The 24,028-nt window shown below is 46.6% G+C and carries 21 protein-coding genes, 1 tRNA gene and 1 riboswitch; of the genes, 3 read left to right on the top strand and 19 right to left on the bottom strand.

The window, feature by feature from the left end; all coding sequences use genetic code 11:
* Positions 1 to 3: 3 nt before the first annotated feature.
* From AR1Y2_RS05455 to AR1Y2_RS05440, 4 genes are read right to left on the bottom strand one after another with little or no spacing between them, the layout of a single operon-like run.
* Positions 4 to 3,753 carry a phosphoribosylformylglycinamidine synthase gene (locus AR1Y2_RS05455; protein ID WP_137328066.1) on the bottom strand — a complete coding sequence of 1,250 codons (3,750 nt, stop codon included), beginning with the start codon at positions 3,751 to 3,753 and terminating at the stop codon, positions 4 to 6.
* A gap of 11 nt (positions 3,754 to 3,764) precedes the next feature.
* Entirely contained in the window at positions 3,765 to 4,712 is a 948-nt protein-coding gene (locus tag AR1Y2_RS05450) for a M14 family metallopeptidase (protein ID WP_137328065.1), read from the bottom strand.
* On the bottom strand, positions 4,709 to 5,647 hold the full coding sequence (locus AR1Y2_RS05445) for a M14 family metallopeptidase (protein WP_137328064.1): 939 nt from the start codon (positions 5,645 to 5,647) through the stop codon (positions 4,709 to 4,711). The genes AR1Y2_RS05450 and AR1Y2_RS05445 overlap by 4 nt, the downstream gene beginning before the upstream one ends.
* 4 nt (positions 5,648 to 5,651) lie before the next feature.
* Complete coding sequence (locus tag AR1Y2_RS05440) at positions 5,652 to 6,854, bottom strand: cation:proton antiporter (RefSeq protein ID WP_137328063.1); 1,203 nt, start codon at positions 6,852 to 6,854, stop codon at positions 5,652 to 5,654.
* A 194-nt stretch (positions 6,855 to 7,048) separates the two neighbouring features.
* Here AR1Y2_RS05440 and AR1Y2_RS05435 point away from each other — a divergent pair, with 194 nt between their 5' ends.
* Positions 7,049 to 7,366: a DUF1292 domain-containing protein gene (locus tag AR1Y2_RS05435; protein WP_137328062.1), complete on the top strand. Its 318-nt coding sequence runs from the start codon at positions 7,049 to 7,051 to the stop codon at positions 7,364 to 7,366.
* 117 nt (positions 7,367 to 7,483) lie between these two features.
* On the opposite strand, the gene AR1Y2_RS05430 is transcribed toward AR1Y2_RS05435, so the two are convergent.
* The 6 genes from AR1Y2_RS05430 to AR1Y2_RS05405 all read right to left on the bottom strand — a co-directional run bounded on the left by AR1Y2_RS05430 (position 7,484) and on the right by AR1Y2_RS05405 (position 15,831).
* Positions 7,484 to 10,501 (bottom strand): EAL domain-containing protein, encoded by a 3,018-nt coding sequence (locus AR1Y2_RS05430; protein ID WP_243118864.1) that lies wholly within the window; start codon positions 10,499 to 10,501, stop codon positions 7,484 to 7,486.
* A gap of 46 nt (positions 10,502 to 10,547) precedes the next feature.
* Positions 10,548 to 11,999 (bottom strand): extracellular solute-binding protein, encoded by a 1,452-nt coding sequence (locus AR1Y2_RS05425; RefSeq protein ID WP_175403590.1) that lies wholly within the window; start codon positions 11,997 to 11,999, stop codon positions 10,548 to 10,550.
* Positions 12,000 to 12,116: 117 nt separating this feature from the next.
* A complete protein-coding gene (locus tag AR1Y2_RS05420; protein WP_137328060.1) occupies positions 12,117 to 12,677 on the bottom strand; it encodes a Maf family protein in 561 nt (186 codons plus the stop codon).
* 65 nt (positions 12,678 to 12,742) lie between these two features.
* Positions 12,743 to 13,312, bottom strand: a complete 570-nt coding sequence (pdxT, locus tag AR1Y2_RS05415; protein WP_137328059.1) for a pyridoxal 5'-phosphate synthase glutaminase subunit PdxT — start codon at positions 13,310 to 13,312, stop codon at positions 12,743 to 12,745.
* The gene (gene pdxS, locus AR1Y2_RS05410) at positions 13,312 to 14,187 is read right to left on the bottom strand and encodes a pyridoxal 5'-phosphate synthase lyase subunit PdxS (protein WP_137328058.1); all 876 of its coding nucleotides are present in this window, start codon (positions 14,185 to 14,187) and stop codon (positions 13,312 to 13,314) included. The genes pdxT and pdxS overlap by 1 nt, the downstream gene beginning before the upstream one ends.
* A 192-nt stretch (positions 14,188 to 14,379) precedes the next feature.
* The gene (locus tag AR1Y2_RS05405) at positions 14,380 to 15,831 is read right to left on the bottom strand and encodes an alanine/glycine:cation symporter family protein (RefSeq protein WP_137328057.1); all 1,452 of its coding nucleotides are present in this window, start codon (positions 15,829 to 15,831) and stop codon (positions 14,380 to 14,382) included.
* Positions 15,832 to 16,021: 190 nt separating this feature from the next.
* A riboswitch (glycine riboswitch) is annotated at positions 16,022 to 16,114 on the bottom strand.
* 121 nt (positions 16,115 to 16,235) lie between these two features.
* Between AR1Y2_RS05405 and AR1Y2_RS05400 the strand changes: the two genes are divergently transcribed.
* Positions 16,236 to 16,763 (top strand): DNA-deoxyinosine glycosylase, encoded by a 528-nt coding sequence (locus tag AR1Y2_RS05400; RefSeq protein ID WP_137328056.1) that lies wholly within the window; start codon positions 16,236 to 16,238, stop codon positions 16,761 to 16,763.
* Here the strand turns inward: AR1Y2_RS05400 and AR1Y2_RS05395 are convergent.
* The 7 genes from AR1Y2_RS05395 to AR1Y2_RS05365 are packed head-to-tail and all read right to left on the bottom strand — an operon-like array spanning position 16,722 to position 22,564.
* Positions 16,722 to 17,903: a metallophosphoesterase gene (locus AR1Y2_RS05395; protein WP_137328055.1), complete on the bottom strand. Its 1,182-nt coding sequence runs from the start codon at positions 17,901 to 17,903 to the stop codon at positions 16,722 to 16,724. The genes AR1Y2_RS05400 and AR1Y2_RS05395 overlap by 42 nt on opposite strands.
* 12 nt (positions 17,904 to 17,915) lie before the next feature.
* Positions 17,916 to 19,052, bottom strand: coding sequence for an aminotransferase class V-fold PLP-dependent enzyme (locus AR1Y2_RS05390; protein ID WP_137328054.1), 1,137 nt, complete (start codon positions 19,050 to 19,052; stop codon positions 17,916 to 17,918).
* Positions 19,053 to 19,071: 19 nt separating this feature from the next.
* Positions 19,072 to 19,692: a sulfurtransferase-like selenium metabolism protein YedF gene (gene yedF, locus AR1Y2_RS05385; protein ID WP_137328053.1), complete on the bottom strand. Its 621-nt coding sequence runs from the start codon at positions 19,690 to 19,692 to the stop codon at positions 19,072 to 19,074.
* Positions 19,693 to 19,707: 15 nt separating this feature from the next.
* Positions 19,708 to 20,733, bottom strand: coding sequence for a selenide, water dikinase SelD (gene selD / locus AR1Y2_RS05380; protein WP_137328052.1), 1,026 nt, complete (start codon positions 20,731 to 20,733; stop codon positions 19,708 to 19,710).
* 11 nt (positions 20,734 to 20,744) lie between these two features.
* Positions 20,745 to 20,981: a DUF3343 domain-containing protein gene (locus AR1Y2_RS05375; protein WP_137328051.1), complete on the bottom strand. Its 237-nt coding sequence runs from the start codon at positions 20,979 to 20,981 to the stop codon at positions 20,745 to 20,747.
* Entirely contained in the window at positions 20,978 to 21,658 is a 681-nt protein-coding gene (locus AR1Y2_RS05370) for an MBL fold metallo-hydrolase (RefSeq protein WP_137328050.1), read from the bottom strand. The genes AR1Y2_RS05375 and AR1Y2_RS05370 overlap by 4 nt, the downstream gene beginning before the upstream one ends.
* Before the next feature lie 3 nt (positions 21,659 to 21,661).
* Positions 21,662 to 22,564 (bottom strand): deoxyribonuclease IV, encoded by a 903-nt coding sequence (locus AR1Y2_RS05365; protein ID WP_137328049.1) that lies wholly within the window; start codon positions 22,562 to 22,564, stop codon positions 21,662 to 21,664.
* Between the two features lie 147 nt (positions 22,565 to 22,711).
* On the opposite strand from AR1Y2_RS05365, the gene AR1Y2_RS05360 reads away from it, so the two are divergent.
* Positions 22,712 to 22,796: transfer RNA gene (locus AR1Y2_RS05360), tRNA-Leu, on the top strand.
* A gap of 90 nt (positions 22,797 to 22,886) precedes the next feature.
* On the opposite strand, the gene AR1Y2_RS05355 is transcribed toward AR1Y2_RS05360, so the two are convergent.
* Together AR1Y2_RS05355 and AR1Y2_RS05350 are read right to left on the bottom strand one after the other, a co-directional pair.
* Positions 22,887 to 23,336, bottom strand: a complete 450-nt coding sequence (locus tag AR1Y2_RS05355; protein ID WP_137328048.1) for a helix-turn-helix transcriptional regulator — start codon at positions 23,334 to 23,336, stop codon at positions 22,887 to 22,889.
* Positions 23,337 to 23,352: 16 nt separating this feature from the next.
* Entirely contained in the window at positions 23,353 to 23,997 is a 645-nt protein-coding gene (locus AR1Y2_RS05350) for an SOS response-associated peptidase (RefSeq protein WP_137328047.1), read from the bottom strand.
* Positions 23,998 to 24,028 lie beyond the last annotated feature (31 nt).

Genomic DNA, 24,028 nt, shown 5'->3' with positions numbered 1-24,028 from the left:
TGATTATTTAAAATAATTTACTCCTGAAAGGAAGATCTTTTGGTTCTTATTTCCGGCGATGTTATTGGAAACAAAACGTCCCATACGTTCTGAATGACCCATCTTTCCTAATACTCTTCCATCCGGACTTGTGATGCCCTCGATGGCATAATAAGATCCGTTTGGATTAAAGTCTTCGTTCATGGTCGGATCTCCATTTAAGTCAACATACTGGGTAGCCACCTGTCCGTTTTCAAATAGTTTCTTGATCACATCATCATTAGCTACAAAACGTCCCTCTCCATGAGAGACAGGAATGCTGAAGACATCTCCTGCGTTGACTTCATGGAACCATGGAGACAGGTTGGAGGTCACTTTTGTATATGCAATCTTTGAAATATGGCGTCCGATACGGTTCATTGTAAGAGTCGGTGACTGCTCTGACTGCTCTACGATCTTTCCTTCAGGCACCAGTCCAAGCTTGATCAATGCCTGGAATCCGTTGCAGATACCCAGTGCAAGACCGTCCCGGTTTGTCAGTAAGTCCATCACAGCCTCTTTGAGCCTTTCATTTCTGAATGCGGTGGCAAAGAACTTGGCAGATCCTTCCGGCTCATCACCTGCACTGAATCCTCCCGGGAACATGATCATCTGTGATTCTTTGATGGCCTTTTCAAATTCATCAACGGAATCACGGATTCCCTGGGCATCCAGATTCTTAAATACCTTTGTGATAACTTCTGCCCCTGCCTCTTCAAAAGCTCTGGCAGAATCGTATTCACAGTTTGTACCTGGGAATACCGGAATAAATACTTTTGGTTTTGCCACCTTATTCTTAGCAAAGTATGCCTTGCCCTTTGTATAATTTCTTGTATCCACCGCATCCTGGCTGCCCTCAGAGCGGGTCGGGAATACTTCTTCCAGGGGTTTGGTCCATGCATCCACAGCCTCTCTGAGAGGAACCACTTCGTTTCCAAGCACCAGTTCCGGAGTTGTTGTGATCTCTCCCAAGAGAAGGCTCGGAATGGCAAGTTTTCTGATATCCCTTGTATCCATCTCCACTACGAAAGATCCATAATGATTTTCTACCAGGTCCTTCAACTCAACTTCCTGGTCAAAGATGACGCCAAGACCGTTTCCAAACGCCATCTTAGCTACAGCCTCGATAGTTCCGCCGTATCCAATAGCATAGCAGGATTTGATGGCACCTTCCTCAATGAGTTTGTGGATACGTTTGTATACCTTTTTCGCCTCTCTGTAAATCGGCAGATGATAAACATCCCTTGGAATACAGATACGTACAAGGCGGTTTCCTGCGCGTTTCAGTTCCGGAGTGATCACATGGTTTCCGTCCGCCACGTCCACAGCAAAAGACACAAGTGTCGGAGGTACATCAATGTCATTGAAGGTACCGGACATGCTGTCCTTTCCTCCGATGGATGCCAGACCGAATCCGATCTGCGCATGGTATGCTCCCAGCAGAGCTGCAAACGGCTGTCCCCAACGCTCCGGATCTTCTCCCAGGCGCTTGAAGTATTCCTGGAATGTCAGACGGATCTTCTTGTAATCACCGCCGGCAGCCACGATCTTAGCAATGGAGTGTGTGATCGCATAGACTGCTCCGTGGAATGGGCTCCATTTGGATAAGTATGGGTCAAAACCATAACTCATCATGGTCACCGTATCCGTCTTGCCCTCAAGAACCGGAAGCTTAGCTACCATAGTCTGGACCGGAGTCATCTGATACTTTCCTCCATAAGGCAGAGTGACACTTCCCGCACCGATGGTGCTGTCAAACATCTCTACCAAGCCTTTCTTAGAGCAGACATTCAAATCCTTGAGTGTATTCATGCATGCCTCAGTAAAGGTCTTTGGAATCTCCTGGTCAAAGTAACTGCTGACACGGTGAGGGATTTCCACATAGACATCATTTTCCTGATGTGCTCCGTTGGTATCCAGGAATGCGCGGGACAGGTTCACAATCTCTTTATCTCTCCATGAAAGCACCAGTCTAGGTTCTTCTGTCACAACGGCCACGGCCACAGCTTCCAAATTTTCTTCCTCTGCATAAGAAAGGAATGCATCTACATCCTTCGGATCAAGAACCACGGCCATACGTTCCTGGGATTCAGAAATCGCAAGCTCTGTCCCATCAAGTCCGGCATACTTTTTCGGCACCTTATCAAGATCAATCTTAAGGCCGTCCGCAAGCTCTCCAATGGCGACAGAGACACCGCCCGCGCCGAAGTCGTTGCATTTTTTGATCAGAGTACTGACTTCTTCCCTGCGGAACAGTCTCTGGATCTTTCTCTCTGTAGGGGGATTACCCTTCTGCACCTCAGCACCACAGGTTTCAATGGATTCTTCTGTATGGACCTTGGAAGATCCAGTGGCTCCTCCGCATCCGTCACGGCCAGTTCTTCCACCCAGAAGTACAATGATGTCTCCCGGATCTGAACTTTCCCTGACTACATTCTTTCTCGGCGCCGCACCCATGACAGCACCGATCTCCATCCGTTTTGCCACATAATCCGGATGATAGATTTCATCCACAAATCCGGTCGCCAGTCCAATCTGGTTTCCGTAAGAGCTGTATCCGTGAGCTGCTCCGGTCACAATCTTTCTCTGAGGAAGTTTTCCCTTTAAGGTGTCCTTCAAAGGAACTGTAGGATCGCTTGCTCCGGTCACACGCATAGCCTGATATACATAGGAACGCCCTGAAAGAGGATCCCGGATCGCTCCGCCAAGACAGGTAGCCGCACCACCGAAAGGCTCAATCTCTGTCGGATGGTTGTGTGTCTCATTCTTAAAGCTTACGAGCCATTCCTCCTCTTTGCCGTCAATAGACACAGGAACCACAATGCTGCACGCATTGATCTCTTCACTCTCCTCCATGTCATTTAAAGCACCTTCTCTTTTCAGGCGGCGCATGGCCATCAGGGCCAGATCCATCAGACATACAAACTTGTCCTTTCTACCCTGGAAAATACTCTTGTGGTCCAGCATGTACTGCTCGTAGGTAGCCTCCAAAGGAGCACGGTAGAATCCTTCCTGAAACTTAATGTTCTTAAGCTCTGTGGAAAAGGTCGTATGGCGACAGTGATCGGACCAGTAGGTATCCAGCACACGGATCTCTGTCATAGACGGATCTCTCTGCTCTTCCTCTTTAAAGTACTTTTGGATATGGAGAAAATCTTTAAAGGTCATAGCCAGGTTCAACGAATCATACAGTTCTTTGAACGGCGTCTCTTCCATTTCCCTGAACCCCTCTACGGTCTTAACATCCTCCGGCTCTTCAAATTCCATCACAAGGGTATCCGGTTTTTCATTCGAAGACTCTCTGGAATCCACAGGGTTAATGCAGTATTCCTTGATCTGCTTTAATTCATCCTCAGTGATCTCTCCTTTTACCACATATGTAGTCGCACTCCGGATGATCGGTTCTTCGCTTTCGTTGAGCAGCTTCAGACACTGCTGGGCAGAATCCGCTCTCTGGTCAAACTGCCCTGGGAGGAATTCCACGCCAAATGCCATTTCCCCTTCTTCCATAGGAAACGCATCCTCGTAAATCTCGTCCACAGGAGGCTCACTGAACACTGTGCCCAGCGCCTTTTGATAGCTTTCCTCAGAAACATTTTCCACATCGTAGCGGATCAGAACACGGATCTTTTCCACATCCAGACCCAGATACTGCCTTACTTCCTCCAGCAGTTCCTTTGCTTTGATCGCATAGTCGTGTTTCTTTTCCACATAAACTCTCTTTACTTGTCCCATATGGTCCTCCTCTATTCGTGCAGCTTCTTTATGATTTGAAACGCGGAAGCGTTCTCCAAGATCATTGGATCCTTCTTCGCGTAAAAAACGATTCCGTCCACGTTGGAATGCACCTCAGAGATGATATCCCCCTCATAAGGGTCCAATATCTCTCCCAGGAGCTGTTCTTTGTGCACTTCTTCACCAACATTGACAAGGCGTCTGAAAAAGCCGGATGCTTTCGTCTTTACCTCCGCCATGTCCTCTTCTTCTATAATACTAGCAATATATCCATTATGGCAATTATATTTTAAAATTCCCATTCTTGTCAGGAACCTCAGAACAGCGGATACTGCCTGCTTTGCAGTCAGTTCATTGATGTGCCCTGTATCCCCGGAATAAACTGAAAATGCATCTGTCCCATTGATCTGCCAGTTGTAGTTTAATGTCTTGACATCAAAACTCCTGGATTTGCTCGTGATCACATAGGGCAGTCCGAATAAATTCGCCAGGCTTGCACTCTCCTTTCCGGTAGGCTGCATCCTGACATGGGGTATAAAATCCCCTTTCCGGTAAAAAGAAGGGAACTGAATCCCGTAGCGGTATCCCTTTACCTTCTCAAATATATTGGCAGCCAGACGGCTGGTAGGTTCTCCCTGGGGATTCCCCGGGAATTCCCTGTTGATATCACTGTTGTCGGAAACCCAATACCTCATCCCTACATTCATGGAGGAATTATTCAGGGACGGGATTACAAGGATCTCGTGGTCCCCGACGATGGCTCCGGATGTCTCCAGTTCCTTCAGTCTTTTGACCAACAGAGAGCAGATAAACAACTGCTGGAATTCGTTCCCCCTCATGGATCCGATAATACAGGCTGCCGGGTCTGCATCTTCTCCGGTGTTCCCAAAGCGGAATCCTTCTACCTTAAATTCTTCCCTCAGATAAGAATCTGTGGAATACAACGTCTCTTTGATCATACCCAGGCACCTCCCACAACTCTTGCGATCAGGGATCCTTCCGTCACCCCGGGGTGTTCTCTGACCGTCATCAGGATGCCGTCCACCGGCGCAATGATCTCTTCCTCCACAGCACCTAGAATGGGACTGGTGATGCTGCCGATGACCTCCCCCTGTCTCACACGGTCTTTCACTTTTTTGTGGGTCACAAACAGTCCGTTTGTCTCACAGTTCAGATAATGGATCCCGTCATCGTGAACAATCTGTGCCTGTTTTGGCTCTGCCGTCTCTCCCTGCCAGATACCCAAGACTTTCATAGTGGCAAAAACACCCTCTATGATCTGTCTGCAAAAGTCGTATTTAATCCTAAACGCAGCCCCTGATTCGGTGACCATACACGGTACTCCCCGCTTGTTCAGTGCATACGCAAGACTTCCTTCGTTCACCGTTGTCGAAGGATGGATCCAGATCAGGTCTGTGTTCATATATCCAGCCAGGCTGAGCAGCCGCTGATCCGCGTCACCGTTTAATCTCACCTGGGGAATCTCCTGCAGAAAAATATTGCTGGAATGTATGTCGATGACACAGTCAGAGTCCTCCATGTCTTTAAGCAGCTTAGCCGCCGTATACTCTCCAAGTTCCCCCGTCAGGTCTCCTGGAAATACAGTGCTGTAATCCTCCTGGGTGATAGGGATGCTTCGGCTCCTGGCATCCAGCCCCAGCGGATTGACCGAAGGATAAACATCCACGATTCCTGAGAGGGAATCGTAGTCTTCCTTGATTCTTTTGATGATCTCTCCGCAGATATACTGTCCGCCCAGCTCGTCACCATATAGGCCGGAGACAAGGCAGATCCTCTTTTCCTTTCCCGTCATCTCATCCGGATGCAGGGAATTCTTCTTAATTTTCAGTGTCTCCCGCACTGGAAGCTTTACTGATACCACTGTCTCAATCATGCTGTTATCTCTTTCCTGTCCTGTAGCTTAATCTGTTAAACCAATCTGAGAAAAATAGCTTCAAAAGGATCGGGGCCAAAAGTGTTGTGACCAGCACCATAATAACGATCGGAGCAAATAGGTCCTCACTGAGCAGTCCCACGTGGATTCCTTTCTGTGCAACGATCAGGGCCACCTCTCCCCGGCAGACCATGCCGGCTCCGATCTTCAGTGACTCCTTGTAGGAATATCTACAAAGTTTTGCTCCGACACCGCAACCGATGATCTTCGTCAATACAGCGGCAATACTGATCAGCACTGTAAAAATAATCAAAGTCTGGGTCATGCCGGCGACTTCCACCTTCAGTCCGATGCTTGCAAAAAAGATCGGTGTGATCAGCATATAGGATATACATTCCACCTTCCGGTGGATATAGTAGGTTTCTGGTATCCTGCACAGAATGATCCCAGCCAGGTACGCACCTGTGATATCAGCAATCCCGAACAATTCTGCCAAAAACGCTAAAAAAAGACAAAATGCCAACGCCAGCACCGGCACCCTTCTCCTGTGCACCTGCTCGTTGTTGACCTTCATCATAGACATTCTGCGGAAAAACTTGTACACAAAAAAACCGCCTGCCCCTGAAAGTACAAAAAACAGCGCCATTTTTCCTATGATCATCAAAACTCCTGTGACCTCCACAGTTCCGGCCCGCCCGATGCTTGTCATCACCGAGAGCAGGATAATCCCTAGGATGTCATCAATGATCGCCGCACCAAGGATAGCGGTTCCTACCCGGCCCTTGAGCTTTCCCATATCTTGAAGTGTTTCCACTGTGATGCTCACAGATGTAGCTGTAAGGATCACACCCACAAAGATGTTTTCCATCAGGTTCTTCTCAAACATGTAAGAGATGACGGCTCCCACTGCCAAAGGCACGACCACTCCGCACAGAGCGATCACCATGGCGGCTTTCCCGCTGCGCTTTAACTCCCTGATGTCCGTTTCCAGCCCCGCCTGAAACATCAGGACAATGACCCCAATCTCTGCCAGGCTCAGGATCGTATCAGAGGGTTCGATCACATTCAACACCACCGGCCCGAGGATAATGCCTGCGATCAGTGCTCCGACCACCGGAGGCATGTTCACTTTCCGCGAGAACAGGCTGAAAGACTTCGTCAATGCCAGTATCACCGCTATATCCAATAAGTATCTGTATTCTTCCATTATAAATAGCCTCCGCGCCAATATTCGATGGTATCGTATCACACAGGAAAACACTTGTCAAACCTATAACAATCTTTATGTCCCCTTGCTTTTTCCCTTATTATTTAGTATATTAAGAACAGCTCAAAAATGCAAATAAAATTAGTAGAATTTCTGTCAATTACCAGTAAAATTCTAAGAAAAGAGGTAGTCTAATGAGTGATGAAATCAACGTAGAAGCTGACGTATTTGAGGAAGAAAATCCAATCATCCATCTGGAAATGGAGGATGGGGTCCAGCTCGACTGCGCTGTGATTTGTATCTTCGGTATTGAAGAACAAGATTATATCGCCCTGGTTCCTGTAAAAGACCTTGAAAACGATGAAGAAGAGAGCGAGCTTCTCCTTTACCGTTATGAAGAACTGCCGGATGATGAAGTCCAGCTGGATAACATCGAGGACGATGAGGAATATGAGATGGTTTCCGCAGCATTTGATGCCATCCTGGAAGAAGAGGATGACGAAGAGGAGTAAGGCCTGAGCCTATTTCCTGTGCTACGAAAAAACCTTCGGCAACGGCTGATCAAAAGCCGGAGCCGAAGGTTTTTTATATCAAAGGGAATCATTTGACGATCAAGATTGTCAACCACCTTATGAGTGAGGGAATGGGAAGATAATGTGGGCCTGCCCATTTTGTTTTTCATTGTGCAGTTCCAGAAGTTTTCTCTTTTTCTGTTCATCAATCCCCTGCACCAGCAGGCTCGGTTTAGCAAAGTAGTATCCCTGGATATAGTCTGCTCCCAGCTTGACCACCGTCTGCATCTCCTCGTAAGTTTCCACGCCTTCTGCGATGATCTTGATCTGTCTTTCATGGGCATAATAAATAATATTCTTTACGATCTGCTGCTTATTATGGTCCTTATGAATATCCCGGATAATCTTCATGTCGATCTTCAGAAACTGTGCCGATACGCTCAGCAGTAAATGCTCACTGTTATATCCGCTGCCATAATCATCAATGGCGATACTTCCTCCCCATCTGCGCATCCGTTCTTCCTTCTTGGCCTGCATCTCACGGTTTCCGCGCTCCTCTTCCGTAATCTCCTGTACGATTAAATTCAAATATTCTCCATAATGGAATTCAAACCACTCCACATCCTTGTCGTCCAGATCTTGATTCGGAATAGAATTGATAAAGATCCTAGTCCCTTTTTTGACTGCTCTGCTCTGTATCAGATCCACAAAGGACTCCATAGATTTAAACCATGTGAGCCGTTCGATCTCATATAGCTTGGATTCCTGCTTTGCCAGAGAAAGGATCTCATAAACAGTTGGAATAGAATCCAGCCTGGACCGCATCAATGCTTCATATGCAAATGTCTCTCCTGTTGCCACGTCAATGATCGGCTGGAAATAGTACTCGATTAGTTCTTCTTCTATGAGATGATTCAGCTCTTCTTTATTCTGAAGCAGATATGCATCTTCATAATAGCTTTCACTGTCAAACTCACCGTATCTTCCTTTTCCTCTCTTCTTTACCTTATACATAGCAAAATCCGCATACTTAATAAGCATTGTATAATCCATCGTATTATCCGGATACCATGCGATACCGCCGGACATCCTCAGACGAAACTTCTGCTTGTTGGGAAGCACCAGATATTCTGCGTCCATTTTAGACCAGCAGCGCTTTATCTCTCCACGTATTTCATCCTTTGTATCATATCCGTAGAAAAATACAAAAAACTCATCTCCTGACATTCTGGCGACCACAGCATTCTCCGGCGTATAATTCTTAAGGCCCACAGCTGTCTTTTGGATATACTTGTCTCCAAAATCATGGCCATAAGTGTCGTTGAGAAATTTCAGATTGTCCAGATCGATCATCATCAAAGCAGCCTTTTTGAGGACACTCTCTCCCTGTTGAAACAGCTGGTCAAGCCTTGAGTTAAATGCCCTTCGGTTCAGAATGTTGGTCAGAAGATCATAATCTCTTTCATACTCCATTTTTTTCAGTTCCAGAGTTTCCTTCGTGATATCCTCTGCCAGTCCGACGATCTTATCTCCCCCATACTGAACGCTTAAGCGCACCCATACAGGATCTTTTTCTGTCGGTATCTCAAATATATAAATGTGGTACTGGTCATTCCGCTTGCTGATATACGGTGCAAACTGATGCATTTTTTTTGAGAATTCTTCCACCGACATATGATCCCACGTTTTATTGCAGTGGAAAACCCTGAAAAAATCATCTGTCATAAAGAATCGGTTTTCCTTCTGGTCGATTTCAAAACCGCCAATCTTGATGCTGGCCATCCGAAGAATCTGCGCAAACTTTCTGGCGGATTCAAATACATCCGAGCTCAGCTTTTCAAAAGAGGCTCCCAGCTCATCCAGTTCTTTGATCCCTGTTTTACTGAGAACAATCGGCCGGTTGGGGTCGCTGTTTTTTACATCGGAAGCCAGACTGATCACCGGCCGTGTGATCAGGATGCTGATGACCAGCACACCAATCGCGCTGGCAGTAAACAATGCCGCTACCACAATCACAAGAGTTTTGCTGAACTTATTGGAAAAAGCAAACAGCTCATCTGTGGGAACCACACCGATCAACGCCCATTTGTGTTCCACAAATGGGGTATTTGTATTATAGAGCTTCAAGTAATGAATATTGCTGCAAAGGATGTCAGAGTCTTCGCCGCTGATCGTATAAGCATTGTTATAATCTTCGGATGCCGTAAGCTGCATTTCTTTACTCTGCTTCATATACATATTGTACGCAGGGCCGCTGACCATTGCATTCTGAAACGGTTTTCCTTCCCCGCCGTCCTGCACTCCAAGGATATATGCGCTGGTCTTATTTTCACTGAGTTCGTTAAAAGAAATCAGCTTCTTAAGATAGTCCGTGGACAATTCTACGCCCAATACCCCGTAAACAGTACCGTCATCCAGTCTAAGAGGCACAGAATAGGAGATTACCTCCGAGGTGTTGTCCTTCAGTGTATAGGTAGGACTCCAATAACCCAAATCAGTTGTCTTAAGATCCGGATTCTCTACAGCTGCCATATAAGGCTCATACAAAAAGGAATAGTAGGGAGTATTAGAATCCCCGAATCCAAATCCTGAATTCCATCCGGTATCCATACCGATCTTCCATTTTTTCACCAGCTCTGAGGGCATCCGCTCAGCCAGAAGATCCGTGTTGTTTGCAGAAGGAGATGCAACAGGGTCGTAATCCCTGATGCAGATCCCCGGTTTGTTACGGTACTTGCCTTCCTTTTGATCTTTTGACAGGTCATCCGTATTCAGCACAACAAAAGCACCGGTCACCATATTCTGACGCATCAGTGAAATCAGTTCTTCTGTGCTTCCATCCAACAGTTTGGTATATACAGAACTGTTGCTTTGAATCTTTCGGAACCCTTCCGGGTCCTGTTTTTTCATCTTCTCCGCTGACTCATTGATGGCATTCAGGGCAGAATCCAAGTTAGACCAACGCTTGAGCATCTCATCCTCAATGTAGTTTTTCCGGTTGATAACGCGTTCATTAATGATATCTACAGAATTTTGATTCAGCCGCTTCATCACTCCGCCCCCAAACAAAAGCCCTGTAAGGACCGCTACCTGAAGAATGACCAATAGCAGCAGGGGTACCAATATTCTTTTCAAAATTGAATTTTGTCTTAACCGTCTCATACCCTGAATCTAAACCCCGTTAGCCTTCCAATGCTTTTAGTTCCTTTAATGTTTTTTCATACCACTGATCAAAATTTTTGTCCGTATTGTATTTTCCTACCGCTGCATCATAAGACATGCCGCCCTCAATGGCCTTTTCTACCGCTTTCCTGTCCTGACCTGCTTTATCTGACAGACAATATTCTAAAATATTTCTGATCTGGCTGCCGTTCTTTGCTGCCTTTGGCGTATACATCTTGTTGTTATTGACCGTGTTAACCGCCGTCTTGACTGTGTCTTTGATGTCTTCATTTTTTTCATCCTTCATTGCATTTTCCACAGTCTTTTCTTTATTTGCTTCTTTTTTCACCGGCAGATAACTGGAGGATTTGGCAAACTCAAAGTTACGTTTGGATTCAGTAAACCATTTTAAAAACTGGACAGATGCATATACTTCTTTGTCTGAGGATTTGGTTACAACCATTCCTGCACCCTGCTGCACTGCATAATCCTCGCCGTCCGCAAACTTTGGAACTTCGTAGGATTTCACCTGGATCTTATAATTTTTTTCATCATTGACCGTAACGGCTTTCGGATAATACGCAGCTCCTGAGCTGGATCCGGTAAAAGCGATCAGATTGCCCATCTTCATGTCATCGCTTCTGTATCTGCCGCTGGCAGTAAAATAACCTTTGATATAAGGGACATAATAATTATCCCAAAGTTTTCTCACGACCTTTTTATCAAAATTTACGGTACACTTGCCGTCTTCGATCTTCAAAAGATCCACACCCTGCTGCTTGGCACCCACAAAGAAGTAGTTTGCCATAGCATCTCTTCCATAAAATGCTTTTCCGTCATTTGGCTTCTTGGTTGCCTTATCTGTCCACTTGTAATACTTCTCAGCTGTTTTCACGAGACCTTCTATTGTACTCAGATCAGAAGTCTTGGCACCAGTCGCCTTGGCAAACTTATCCCAGTCTGTCTGGTTTACCGCAAGAACCTCTGTGGCTTTGGCTACAGGAAAGATCTTTAATTCACCCTTTTTGGAGAGTTCTCCTTCTTCAATATAGTTATCTACATATTCACTGATCTCGGACTTTGTCAGGTATTCATTCAGATCTGCCACAAGGCCAAGTTTGTTTACCTGATATGCGGTATCCGCGTAAGCCGCAAAAATATTCGGCATTTCACTTGCGCCGGCTTTTTTATTGGCTGAATTAAGTACCGTTTTCTCCAGGTCGTAGACATTTCCCTGGGCATAGGTCTCTACATAGATCCCTTGTTCCTTACCTTCCTTATTGTTGAATTGTCCCACCAGTTTCTCAAACGCTTCCTGCTGGGCTCCGTTGTAATAATGCCAGACAGAGATGACCGTCGGATTGTCCTTATCCAGTTCTACTGTCTTTGCCTCCTCTTTTTTTGTCCCGCATCCTGTCAGCAGTGACACTGCCATCAGGCAGGCAAGGAAATAAACCGCTATTTTTTTCATACTACTCCCCCTATTTGATTTATCATCAGTTCCTGTAAAAATATAATATAAGAATACCATATTTAACCTAAAACATCAAAAAAATTGGCAGCCAAACTTTTTTGTTTGGCTGCCATGCTATCTGTTCCATTTTTTTAACAAATGAAGAAATCTTGCAATCGGAAATCCCATCACATTATAATAATCTCCTTCGATGCCCCGGATAAAGCCTGCTGCCCTTCCCTGGATCCCATAGCCACCGGCTTTGTCCATCGGTTCCCCTGTGTCTATATACTCTTTGATCTCCTCCTCTGAGAGATCATAAAATTCTACAGAGGTCTCTTCGCAGAATACCTTTTTCTGCCCGTCTAAGATACAGGCAACCCCTGTACATATCTGATGCCTTCCGCCGCTCAGCAGCCGGAGCATACGGGCCGCATCCTCCTCGTTCTCCGGTTTGCCCAGGATCTTTCCGTCCTTGACTACTACCGTATCTGCGCCTACAACCAGACTGCCTCTTTCTGTCTGCCCTGCAATGTCTTCCGCTTTCATAAGTGCCAGTTCCATCACGGCTTCTCTCGGATCCTGCCTTGTAATCACTTCCTCCTTGCTGCTGGGGACCACAGAAAACTCCAGGCCGACCTGCTGCCATATTTCTCTCCGCCTCGGAGATCCGGATGCCAATATCAAAGTTTTCATTTCCTTCTCCTTTTTTGAATGCTCGATAAGAGTATTATAATTCAGCGGAGATGGTTTGTCGACTTTTAGGATCTCTCTGCCATATCAAGGAAATACCGATACACCCTGTTGTCATCATCCAGTTCAGGGTGAAAGGCTGTCACAAGCTGATTCTTCTGTCTGGCGGCGACAATACGTCCGTCTACAGAGGACAGAATGTCTACCTCTTTGCCAGTCTCCTGAATATATGGCGCACGGATGAATGTCATAGGGATTTCTGTCTCATCTCCAAAGCATCCACTTGCGCAGAAACTTCCAAGCTGGCGGCCATAGGCATTTCTCCTGGCGGTGATGTCCATTGTTCCAAGATGAGTTCTCTCTTCCCCCACGATGTTTTGCGCCATGAGGATCAATCCGGCACAGGTACCGAATACAGGTATTCCTTCTGAGATCATATGGATCAGCGTTTTTGTCATATTAAGCTCTAAAAGAAGCTTTCCCATGACTGTGCTCTCCCCTCCCGGCAGTATGATCCCATCCAGCTGTCTGTCTAAGTCTTTCCCGGAGCGGATCTCAAAACTCTCTGCGCCTAGAGCCTCTATCTTTTTCCGGTGTTCTATAAACGCACCCTGTAAGGCCAGTACTCCGATTCTCATTATCTGCCTCTTTCCGCCATTAGAAGCTGGATCTCATCCTCGTTGACGCCGACCATGGCTGGCCCAAGGCCGGAAGACAGTTCAGCCAGTATGGTGGGATCTTGAAAGTTTGTCACAGCCTTTACAATGGACTGTGCCCGCTTCTTAGGATCTCCTGATTTAAAGATACCGGAACCCACAAAAACTCCTTCTGCTCCCAGCTGCATCATCAGGGCGGCGTCCGCCGGGGTTGCCACACCGCCCGCTGCAAAGTTAACCACAGGAAGCCTTCCGTCTTTGTGTACCTTCAGGACTAGTTCATGCGGCACACTAAGCTTCTTTGCCTCATCAAACAATTCGTCCTCAGACATAGATACGATTCTTCTAATATCCCGGTTCATCCTTCTCATATGGCGCACAGCCTGAACGATATCTCCGGTTCCAGGCTCCCCTTTGGTCCGTATCATAGATGCCCCTTCATTGATCCTTCTAAGGGCCTCTGATAGATCCTTTGCTCCGCATACAAATGGAACATGAAACTTTGTCTTATCAATATGATATACGTCATCGGCAGGTGAGAGCACCTCACTCTCATCAATATAGTCGATCTCTATGGCTTCCAGAATCTGAGCTTCTGCAAAATGTCCAATCCTGACCTTTGCCATCACTGGAATCGACACTGTCTGCTGGATCCCCCGGATCATCTCCGGATCACTCATTCTGGATACACCGCCTGCGGCACGGATATCTGCCGGTATCCGTTCCAATGCCATGACAGCGCATGCACCGGCCTCTTCCGCAATCTTTGCCTGTTCCGGAGTGGTCACATCCATGATGACTCCACCCTTTAACATCTGCGCCAACTGTCTATTTAACTGGTAACGTTCATTTTTCATTGCTGCTTTCCTCCAAAGTTGTTTCCCTAAAAGTTCACGTATCAGACTGATATTGTAATTCATTATACAGTTTATTGGCATTGTCAAAATATCCAGTTTTTATATTTTTAATAGTACCAGTTTCTCAATAACCGCGTTGCAGGCCATATAACACAAAACACCCCCGGAGACCGGAGGCGTTTTACATTTGTTCTATTCAGCTGTCTGTTCACAGTTTGTGTCCACACCGCTGTTTTCTTGTTCAAATTTTAACTTGGCAAAGTATGCTTTTGTCTCTGCTATAACCACTGGGCTTAAGGCCGCCAATGCGATCAGGTTTGGAAGAGCCATCAGCGCGTTAAAAATATCCGCGATCTTCCATACCGCTTCCACGGTCATAAAAGGACCGATGAAGACAGCTAAGATATACAGGTAACGGTACCCCATTACGATCTTCATCTTACCGTTAGTGAGGTATTCCAGGCACCGCTCACCATAATAGTTCCATCCAAGGATGGTCGTAAATGCAAAGAATACAAGACAGAGCATTAAAATGAAGGACGGCACGACCGGCGGAAACGGCATTCCCATCTGGAATGCTTTTGTTGTCACCTCAACTCCCTCAAGGCCAACATTCCATGTCCCTGAAATGACGATACTGAGTCCTGTCATCGTACAGATCACGATAGTGTCAATAAACGTACCTGTCATGGAAACAAGGCCCTGACGCACCGGTTCTTTTGTCTGGGCTGCCGCTGCCGCGATGGGGGCACTTCCAAGGCCTGCCTCATTGGAAAAAATACCACGGGCAATACCGGACTGCATGGCTGCCAGCATGGTTCCCAATGCTCCCCCGGCCACTGCTTTGACTCCAAATGCGCTTTTTACAACAAGCACGATAGCTGCCGGCACTGCCTGTATATTAAAGATAATGATGCTAAGGGCAGCCAAGACATAGGCCACTGCCATAAATGGCACTACGACCTGGGAAACCGCCGCGATTCTTTTAATACCGCCAAGGACAACCGCCGCCACACAGATCGTGATGATCACGCTGGCAACCAGCACCATATAAGAATAATCCTTACCAAACAGGCGGATCATATGGGCATTGTTCGGATCAAAGAAGTTTTTTACCGCCCCGGAGATACCGTTCACCTGTGTAAATGTACCGATTCCAAACAAACCAACCCCTGCACCAAAAAATGCAAAGATCTTTGCCAAAGGCCGCCATTTTCGGCCCATTCCATTTTCTATGTAATAAAAAGGTCCTCCCAGCACATGGCCTTTTTCATCGATGGTCCGGTATTTAATGGCCAGAAGTCCCTCGGCATATTTGGTGGCCATACCGAAAAACGCAGCCAGGATCATCCAGAATAAGGCACCTGGTCCTCCGGCACAGAGCGCTGTTGCTACTCCGACAATGTTTCCGGTTCCGATGGTGGCTGAGAGCGCTGTGCAGAGCGCCCCGAAACTGGTCACTTCTCCGGATCCTCCGTCTTCATTTTTCACCATATATTTTAATGCCTTTGGCAAATGCCTGATCTGCAGGAGCCCCAGCCGGACTGTCAGATAGATTCCTACGGCTAAGATCAGTACGATCAGCGGGATTCCCCACACCACATCGTCAAGCCAAATGATAAAATTGTTTAGTTGTGATAACATGATTTTTTCTCCTCTTTCGTTTCCTGTATTCTTCTATAAAATATGTGATTTCTCCGAGGTTTTTATATTATAGTACATTTCAAAAGCAGTGCCTATAACGATCCTCGCGGAGCGTTTTTTATTTCATAGGGCACACTTTCCTATGGAATAAAAAAAGCCAAACCGAAAGTTTGACCTAAGAAAGAGTAAGCACGTATTCTCTGTCCTTTTGCCTGAGAGATAAACAGCGATGCTGTCGTACACCTTCGGCGCTCTTCCTTTGAGACTCTCCAGAGTGCATGTAGCATATACATACGTTAAGATATTAACACAGCTATTTTAGAATGGCAAGAATTTCTTTTCTTGCATCTGAGAAAGAAATCCCTTAACATAAATCTAAGAAAAATATGCAAAGGAGTTTTCATATGGAACATATGATTCATGAAATCAAACCTGTCTTTAACCACGAATCCAAAATCCTGATCCTGGGCAGTTTCCCTTCTGTAAAGTCCAGGGAGGGACACTTCTTTTACCATCATCCCCAGAACCGGTTCTGGAAGGTGCTGGCCGCCTGCCTTGGACAGCCTGTCCCTGGAACAGTGGAAGAAAAGACAATCTTTCTGCTGTCCAACCATATCGCCGTGTGGGATGTGATCGCATCCTGCGATATCCAGGGCTCCAGCGACAGTTCCATCCGCAATGTGACTCCCAACGATCTGAGCAATCTGCTGGCCCTGGCACCGGTGCGCACCATCTATACCAATGGCGGGACCTCACACAAACTGTTTCATAAATATCTGGAGCCGTCCCTGAACAGAGAGGCAGTAAAACTTCCTTCCACAAGCCCGGCCAACGCAGCCTGGTCTCTTAATCGCCTGGTCAGTGTCTGGGGTCCTGCACTCCGCCAGGGGTTATTTCCCGGTGAAGCGGACCGTGATCTCACAGATCTCTGACTTGGTTCCCACCCGCATAGGCGGTCCCCAGACCCCCGCACCGGATGTGACCACAGAACTCATAGCCCCTATTTTCTTATATCCACAGGAATTCTCCCACATGAGGGATGTAAGCACATTTCCCGGAAAGATCTGGCCGTCATGGGTATGGCCGGATAAGTCCAGATCCGCTCCCTCTTCTGACAGCTCCTTAAGCTCTTTTGGTTCATGGTCCATAACGATCACCAGTTTGCTCAAATCACAATCTGCCAGAAGAACTCCTGGATTCTTCCTTTCAACTCCCATTTTTTTCGCCTTAGATGGGTCTTTTCTTCCTGCAAGATAAAAACTCTGCCCTACCAGAACTGTTTTGTCATCCAAGACTTTGATCTTGGAACGTGTTAAGAACGCTCTCATCTGTCTGTCATCTGAGCTGTGCTTCTTTGTGCCGAATGTAAATCCGCCCAGGATCTTTTCATTGAGATCATGGTTGCCCCAGCATGCATATGTACCGTAGGTACTTTTTATTTTGGCAAGTTCCTTCTCTATCTGATCCGGATTCTTTACAGCCCGGTATTCATTGTCAAAAATATCTCCGGCAATGCAGACTAAATCCGGTTTTCCCTCATTTGTCTTTTCCACAACCCTGCGCACCTGCGAAAGTCCACTGTTATAGCCCAGATGCAGGTCCGCGATCAAAACGATCTTCAACTGATCCCTGCCTGGACAGGCTTTGTCCACTGTCACCTGGTAACTGGTGGTATCAACATGTCTGGCATGGACACTGCCATAGACAGTAAAGCACAGGACGGCTGCCAAAATAAATACACCTGCCCAAAAGGATATCCCTCGTTTCCTTTTCTGCCTCCTTCTGTTCAGGATCCATCCGATCATATCTGCAGCGGCTGTCAGTGAGACAGCGCAGAAAAACATCCCAATCCAATAGTTGCTGACAACTTTAAAAATCCTCTGCAGTTGGGACTGAGGCAGCAAAAATGCCGTCAGAAGGGATGTTGCCGTGCCCCAGTATAAGACCGTATATAGGATGCGGGGTTTCCTGGAATGAAACATACTAACATATACCGTGAGCCAATGAAGACCTCTTTTATATAAATAATAGTTCAGCAATAAATAAAACGGTGCCAAGATCACAGCCAGCATACATCATCACCTTCATCTTTCTTCTGCAATTTCTTTTACGGCCTTCACCACCTGCTCTGTCTGCTCTTCCGTATTAAAGCTGGAAAAACTGAAACGCACCATTCCCTGTACTTCGGTCCCAAAAGCTTTATGCATCAAAGGGGCACAGTGCCCGCCTGACCGGGTACAGATATCATACTCCTCCATCAGAATGCTGCTCACTTCCCCTGAGGGAAGTTCCTTTATATTCAGGCTGACGATGGGCGCTCTCTGCTTCGTTGTAAAACTTCCGTATACCTTTACTTCTGGAATTTGAATGACCCTCTCATAGAACATCTCTGCCAAGCAGAGTTCTTTCTCCTTAAGTTTGTCCATTCCCTTACTGCTGATATAATCGATTCCCGCGCCAAGGCCTGCGATTCCGTGGCCGTTTAAAGTCCCGGCTTCTAAAACCTCCGGCATCTGCTCCGGCTGTTCTTTCTCAAAGGTTTTGATACCGCTCCCTCCAACCTTTAAAGGCTCGATCAAAAGTCCCTGCCGCACTGCCATGCCTCCGGTGCCCTGGGGACCCAGCAGGCTTTTATGGCCTGTAAAGCAAAAGACATCAACATGGTCCTTCCTAAGATCCACAGGAAAGATCCCAGCTGTCTGCGCGCCATCTACGATCATCAGAATGCCCCGCTCGTGGGCCGCTTTTCCGATCCTGCGGATATCCATAAGATTGCCTGTAAGATTCGATGCATGTGTGCAGACGACCGCTCTGGTATTTGGTCGAAACAGAGCCTGTATATCTTCCGGGCAGACAGTCCCAAGCGTATCACAACCTGCTATGGAAAGTTCCACTCCCTGCTGTTCCAGCCGGTACAAAGGCCTCAGAACGCTGTTGTGTTCAAGGACTGTTGTCACCACGTGGTCCCCTGGACGAAGCAGGCCGCAGAGGGCTGTATTGAGGCTCTCCGTCACATTGGAGGCAAAGGCAATCTGAGAGGGGCCACAGCCGAACATTTCCCCCAGCTTCTCCCTTACCTGATATATGGTTCTGGAAGCGTCCAGAGCGGCGTCATGGATCCCTCTGGAACTGTTTCCCATGTGCCGCACGGCATCTGCCACTGCAAGAGCCACAGAATCAGGGCGATAATAACTGGTGGCCGCACTGTCTAAATAAATCATAAGCACCTCCCGGGATGATCTAAGGTTTGATGATCTTTCCTGCCTGCATCATAGTCTCTGCGATCATATACATGTTGGTCACTTCCCCGACGGCAAGCTGTTCTTCCAGTCCATAATGATTCAGGCAGGTCCCGCAGGTAAGAATCTCTGATCCCCCGGCTTCCAAGGTCTTTAAGTCATTTAATGTGTCTGCACCCTCACAGGAAAGCTTCGCTCCATTATTAAAAAGGAGGACGGTATCTGGTTTTTGCTCCAGCTGGGTCAGCGCAAACACAAACCCCTTCATCAGCATCTTTCCAAGAACCTCATCTCCTTCTCCCATCTTGTCAGAAGAAAGGACAACGACAATGTCTGAGAATTCCGCCGGTACTTCCATGTCCTGTACCTGAGGATTCTCTGACAGCTTATTGGCCTCTGTGCGTCCTGCCGTCATACTCACTTCAAAAAGGTTCGTATTCAGTTCCTTGGATAAAAAACCGTATCCCTTCTGCAGAGCCAGCTTTCCTAAGTTCTGCACCGCAATATCATTATCCACTGTCACGATCACCGTGCTGCCTTCCGGTGACTCTTCCAACGCTTTCTTGGCCAGGATCACCGGCATCGGACACTGTTTCCCCACTGCATTGATTCTTTTTTCCATCTTATGCTCCTTCCTTCATCGCACTGTGATCTTCTTCTCTCTTCGTTTCGTGATTCTACCCACGATCGCACACGGAAGTTCCAGTTCTTTTAACTCTTTTAAAGCACTTTGGGCATCTTCCTGTCTGACGCTGGCCAGCAGCCCTCCTGAAGTCTGGGGGTCAAATAATAATTCTTCCATCCAGAAAGGCACATTTAAAAACTCCACGTCACTACCCACTGCATTCCGGTTTCTCTGCCCTGCCGCTGTCAGGTAGAACTCATTTGCATAATGATCCGCACCTTCAATAAATGGGATAACAGACGAATCAATGTCCGCAGATTGAGCTTCCCCCAACATTTCAGACAAATGCTTCAAAAATCCAAACCCGGTCACATCGGTACATCCGTGGACCTCATAACCCGACAGGATTTCCGCCGCATATTTATTTAAGGTGGTCATAGAACGGACCGCCTGGTCATAAGCGGCCTTAGAGGCATCCTTCATCTGGCTGGCCGCCAGCACAATGCCCACACCCAGCGGCTTTGTCAGCAGAAGCATATCTCCGTCCTGCACACCGTTATTGGTAAGGATCTTGTCCGGATGAATGGTTCCCATCACTGACATTCCGTACTTTACATCTGAGTCCGCGATGGAATGCCCTCCTGCCAGGGTACCTCCTGCCTCCGTCACCTTAGAGTTCCCCCCAAGCAGAATCTCACCCAATATGTTGAGATCCATCTGCTCCGGGAAACATACGATATTCAGTGCTGTTTTCACTGTCCCCCCCATGGCATAAATGTCACTTAATGCATTGGCAGCCGCGATCTGTCCAAAGGTATACGGATCCTCCACCATAGGCGGAAAAAAATCCAGCGTCTGGACAACTGCCAGGTCCTCGCTGATTCGGTAAACCGCCGCGTCGTCTGCGTGATCGAACCCGACCAGGAGATTTTCGTCCTTATTTTTTGGTATCTTACTCAAGACATGGTCCAGCATTCCGGGTCCAAGTTTTGCTGTACAGCCGCCGCTCTTGCAGAACACAATATTCTCTTTTCCCATACATACTCTCCTTACAACAATATCTGGTAGATTCCTTCCGTCTCTATACCTTCCCGTTTGAGAATCTCCTTTATCGCAGTCTCCTCTTTCAGTTCCGCGCACCACGCCATTCCGCACCCAGCAGTGATCACCGGGGGCACTGCGATCAGACGCCCCTCAACACCGCTTATTCTGCAGTGCTTTTCCATAGCCATGGCACTGGTCGTATTGGGAAACGCAACGACCAGGCGGAGTCTCTTCTCTCTCATAGCGTAAATTCTTCTCCCGCTCTTGTTATCTCCCTTACGATTCCCTGATAAGCCCTTCCGTCATCACAGTTCAGATAGTGCCTTGATATCTTATATTCTCCAAAGGCATGCATCGGAAATACTACTTTGGGATGAATCTCTTCGATAAAATAGTTGATTCCCTTGCAGTATTTATCTTCCTGCCTCGGATCCAGCAGAAGAAATGCCAGATCGATATCCCGGCCCCTGAGCCGTTCTACTTCTTCTTTATAGGACCGGATCATATATTCATTGTCTTCCTCCGGCTCCCCGTTCCAGTACCACCAGTTTAAATCTCCTGCATGATAGATGGTTTTCCCTTCTGCAGTGACCAGAAATGCCACTCCTTCATCGTTCGATTTCAAAGTCTCCACCCGGATGCTGCCGATATCTTTAGTTTCATGTTCCCTGATTCTGGTTGTGTCTCCCAAAGCCTTTGCAGAGATATCCTCTGATAAAATATAGTGTATCTGCGGATAAGTCTTTTCCAGATTAAATATTTTGGGGTTGAAGTGATCCGGATGGCTGTGGGAAGCAAAGACATACACCTCTTTCTCCTTCGGCATATCAGGAATCTTCCCTTTATAATAGTCAAACAGCAACACCGTCTTTTCAAGTTCCACGCAAAAACCGCTGTGTTCAATAAATGTAACTTTCATCGTCTATTTACCTCCTGACTCCAAGATCTTTTCTTTCAGCTGTGGATCAAACACTCCCTTTTTGAGCATTTCAATCTCATATTTGTAAGGAGGATAAGAATTTTTTGTCCCATCTTCCTTGATATACGGGGTTTCCAGAATCTTCGGAACCTGCTCAAAATCTTTATGGTGTACGATGTGATTTAGTGCATCAAACCCTATTTCACCGAACCCGATATTTTCATGCCTGTCCTTTGCAGCACCCTTCGGGTTCTTGCTGTCATTGATGTGGAAAACCGCGATCTGATCCTTTCCCACAGCCCGGTCAAAGGAATCCATAACACCTTCAAAATCTTCAACAATATCCAATCCGCTGTCGCTGGTGTGGCAGGTATCAAAGCATACTCTCAGCTTTTCATTGTGTTTCACACCGTCATAAATGCGCTTCAGCTCGTCAAAATTTCTTCCAACCTCACTGCCCTTCCCGGCCATCGTCTCCAGTGCCACATACAGCGGCGTATCTCTTGTCAGAACCTCATTAAGACCTTCAATGATCCTGGCGATCCCGGCTTCTTCCCCGGCTCCCACATGTGCTCCCGGATGAAGCACTAAGGTACTGCTTCCCATGGCTTTCGTCCGTTCGATCTCCAGCGCCAGAAATTCTACTGCCAGCTCAAAGGTCTCCGGCTTTACTGTATTACCCAGATTAATAATATACGGCGCATGGACAACAAATGTCTCAATCCCCGATTCTTTCATAAGCTCTGAGGCCTCTTCAATCCTAAGCTCACTAACGTCTTTTCTTCTGGTGTTCTGAGGCGCACCCGTGTACACCATAAATGTATTTGCTCCGTAGGACAATGCTTCCTTTACAGATCCCAGAAACATTTCCTTGCCTTTCATCCCTACATGTGATCCTATTAACATCTATTCTCATTCCTTTTCTTTGATTTAATAAATTGCAGCTCTTATTATAAATCATAGGAGCCTAAATGTAAAAGGTATTATGTTCTTCAAAAAATACAAAAATTTAATTGCATTTCCATAAAATCCATGATATTATAACTGTGTTGTGCAGTCGTGGCGGAATTGGCATACGCGCTAGACTAAGGATCTAGTCCGGGCTAACTGGGTGAGGGTTCAAGTCCCTCCGACTGCATTCTTTTTATTTTAAAAGCTGATGCATCAATGAGTTCATCTCATTGGTACATCAGCTTTTTTGTTTTAAGTGCCCTCTGGCTTTGTTATGCTATTTCTTTTGTTTCCATACACTGGACATGATATCTTTTAATACCAGAAACGCATCGGTATCATTATAACCATAATCCCTTTTTAAACGATCCAGCATTGCTTTCAGCTGCTCGGCATACCCGCGGATTTGGACTTCCTTCTGATACGTGGATAGGATTGGATATTTTTTACCCCAGACCTTTGTCCAGTCGATCTTGTTCTGCATCTCTTCGCTTGTATTTTCAATGACCTGTTCTATTTCTTGTATATTTGGATCAAATTCTATCAGATCATCCAATGACAGACGATACAGTACAGCCAGGTTTTTAGACTGGCGGATATCAGGAAGGGTCTCATCTGTTTCCCATTTTGAGACTGTCTGCCTGCTCACACCTAATTTCCCCGCAACTTCTTCCTGGGATAATCCGCTTTTCTTTCTTGCGTTATATAAGCTATTTCCTAAACTCATATACATTACCTCCTCCTTATCTGTTATAAGATAAGTATAGGTTGTTCTCGTAAGAAACGCCACCAATCATATCTTGAAATTTCGCACGTATTCTTAACTTTCCGGATCGGGCCCGTCTCTGTTCCAGCTGTCCCGGTCTTTGATGCAGAAGAAATTCAACCGCATCATCGGAGAGTACCCATTGTTCTACCTGGTCTTTTTTAAGGACTAGCGGCATTCTGGAATGGATCTCTTTGACAGATTCATTGGCTTCTGTGGTCAGGATCACAAACTGCTGTCCTTTTTTGCTCTCACGAAGGATCCCTGCCATATACATGTCAGGCTGCTGCCTTTGATAGAAAGCATGCTTCACCTTGTCACGGCTCCATTCATAAAATCCTGCCGCAGGGATCACACAGCGGCTGCCCTGTGCATATTTTTTGAACATTCTTTTTTCCAGGACTGTTTCTGCCCTGGCATTGATGATCAGCCCCTTGCCGTCAAAGCGATCAAATCCCCAGGAACACAATTCCCCGGCCATCTCCTGTCCATATCTTAAAATGACCGGAGCCTGGCTGGAAGGATAAATCTCCCTTTTCCCTGCAAGACTTATGTCAATCATTTTTACTAATTCCTCCGCTTTTTTTACCGTTTCCTCATCGATAAAATATCTGCCGCACATCGTACCACTTCCTTTCTATCTGATTATTGTA

Source organism: Anaerostipes rhamnosivorans, assembly GCF_005280655.1.
Lineage (GTDB): Bacteria > Bacillota > Clostridia > Lachnospirales > Lachnospiraceae > Anaerostipes > Anaerostipes rhamnosivorans.
This window is presented reverse-complemented; position numbering and strand designations above follow the sequence as displayed.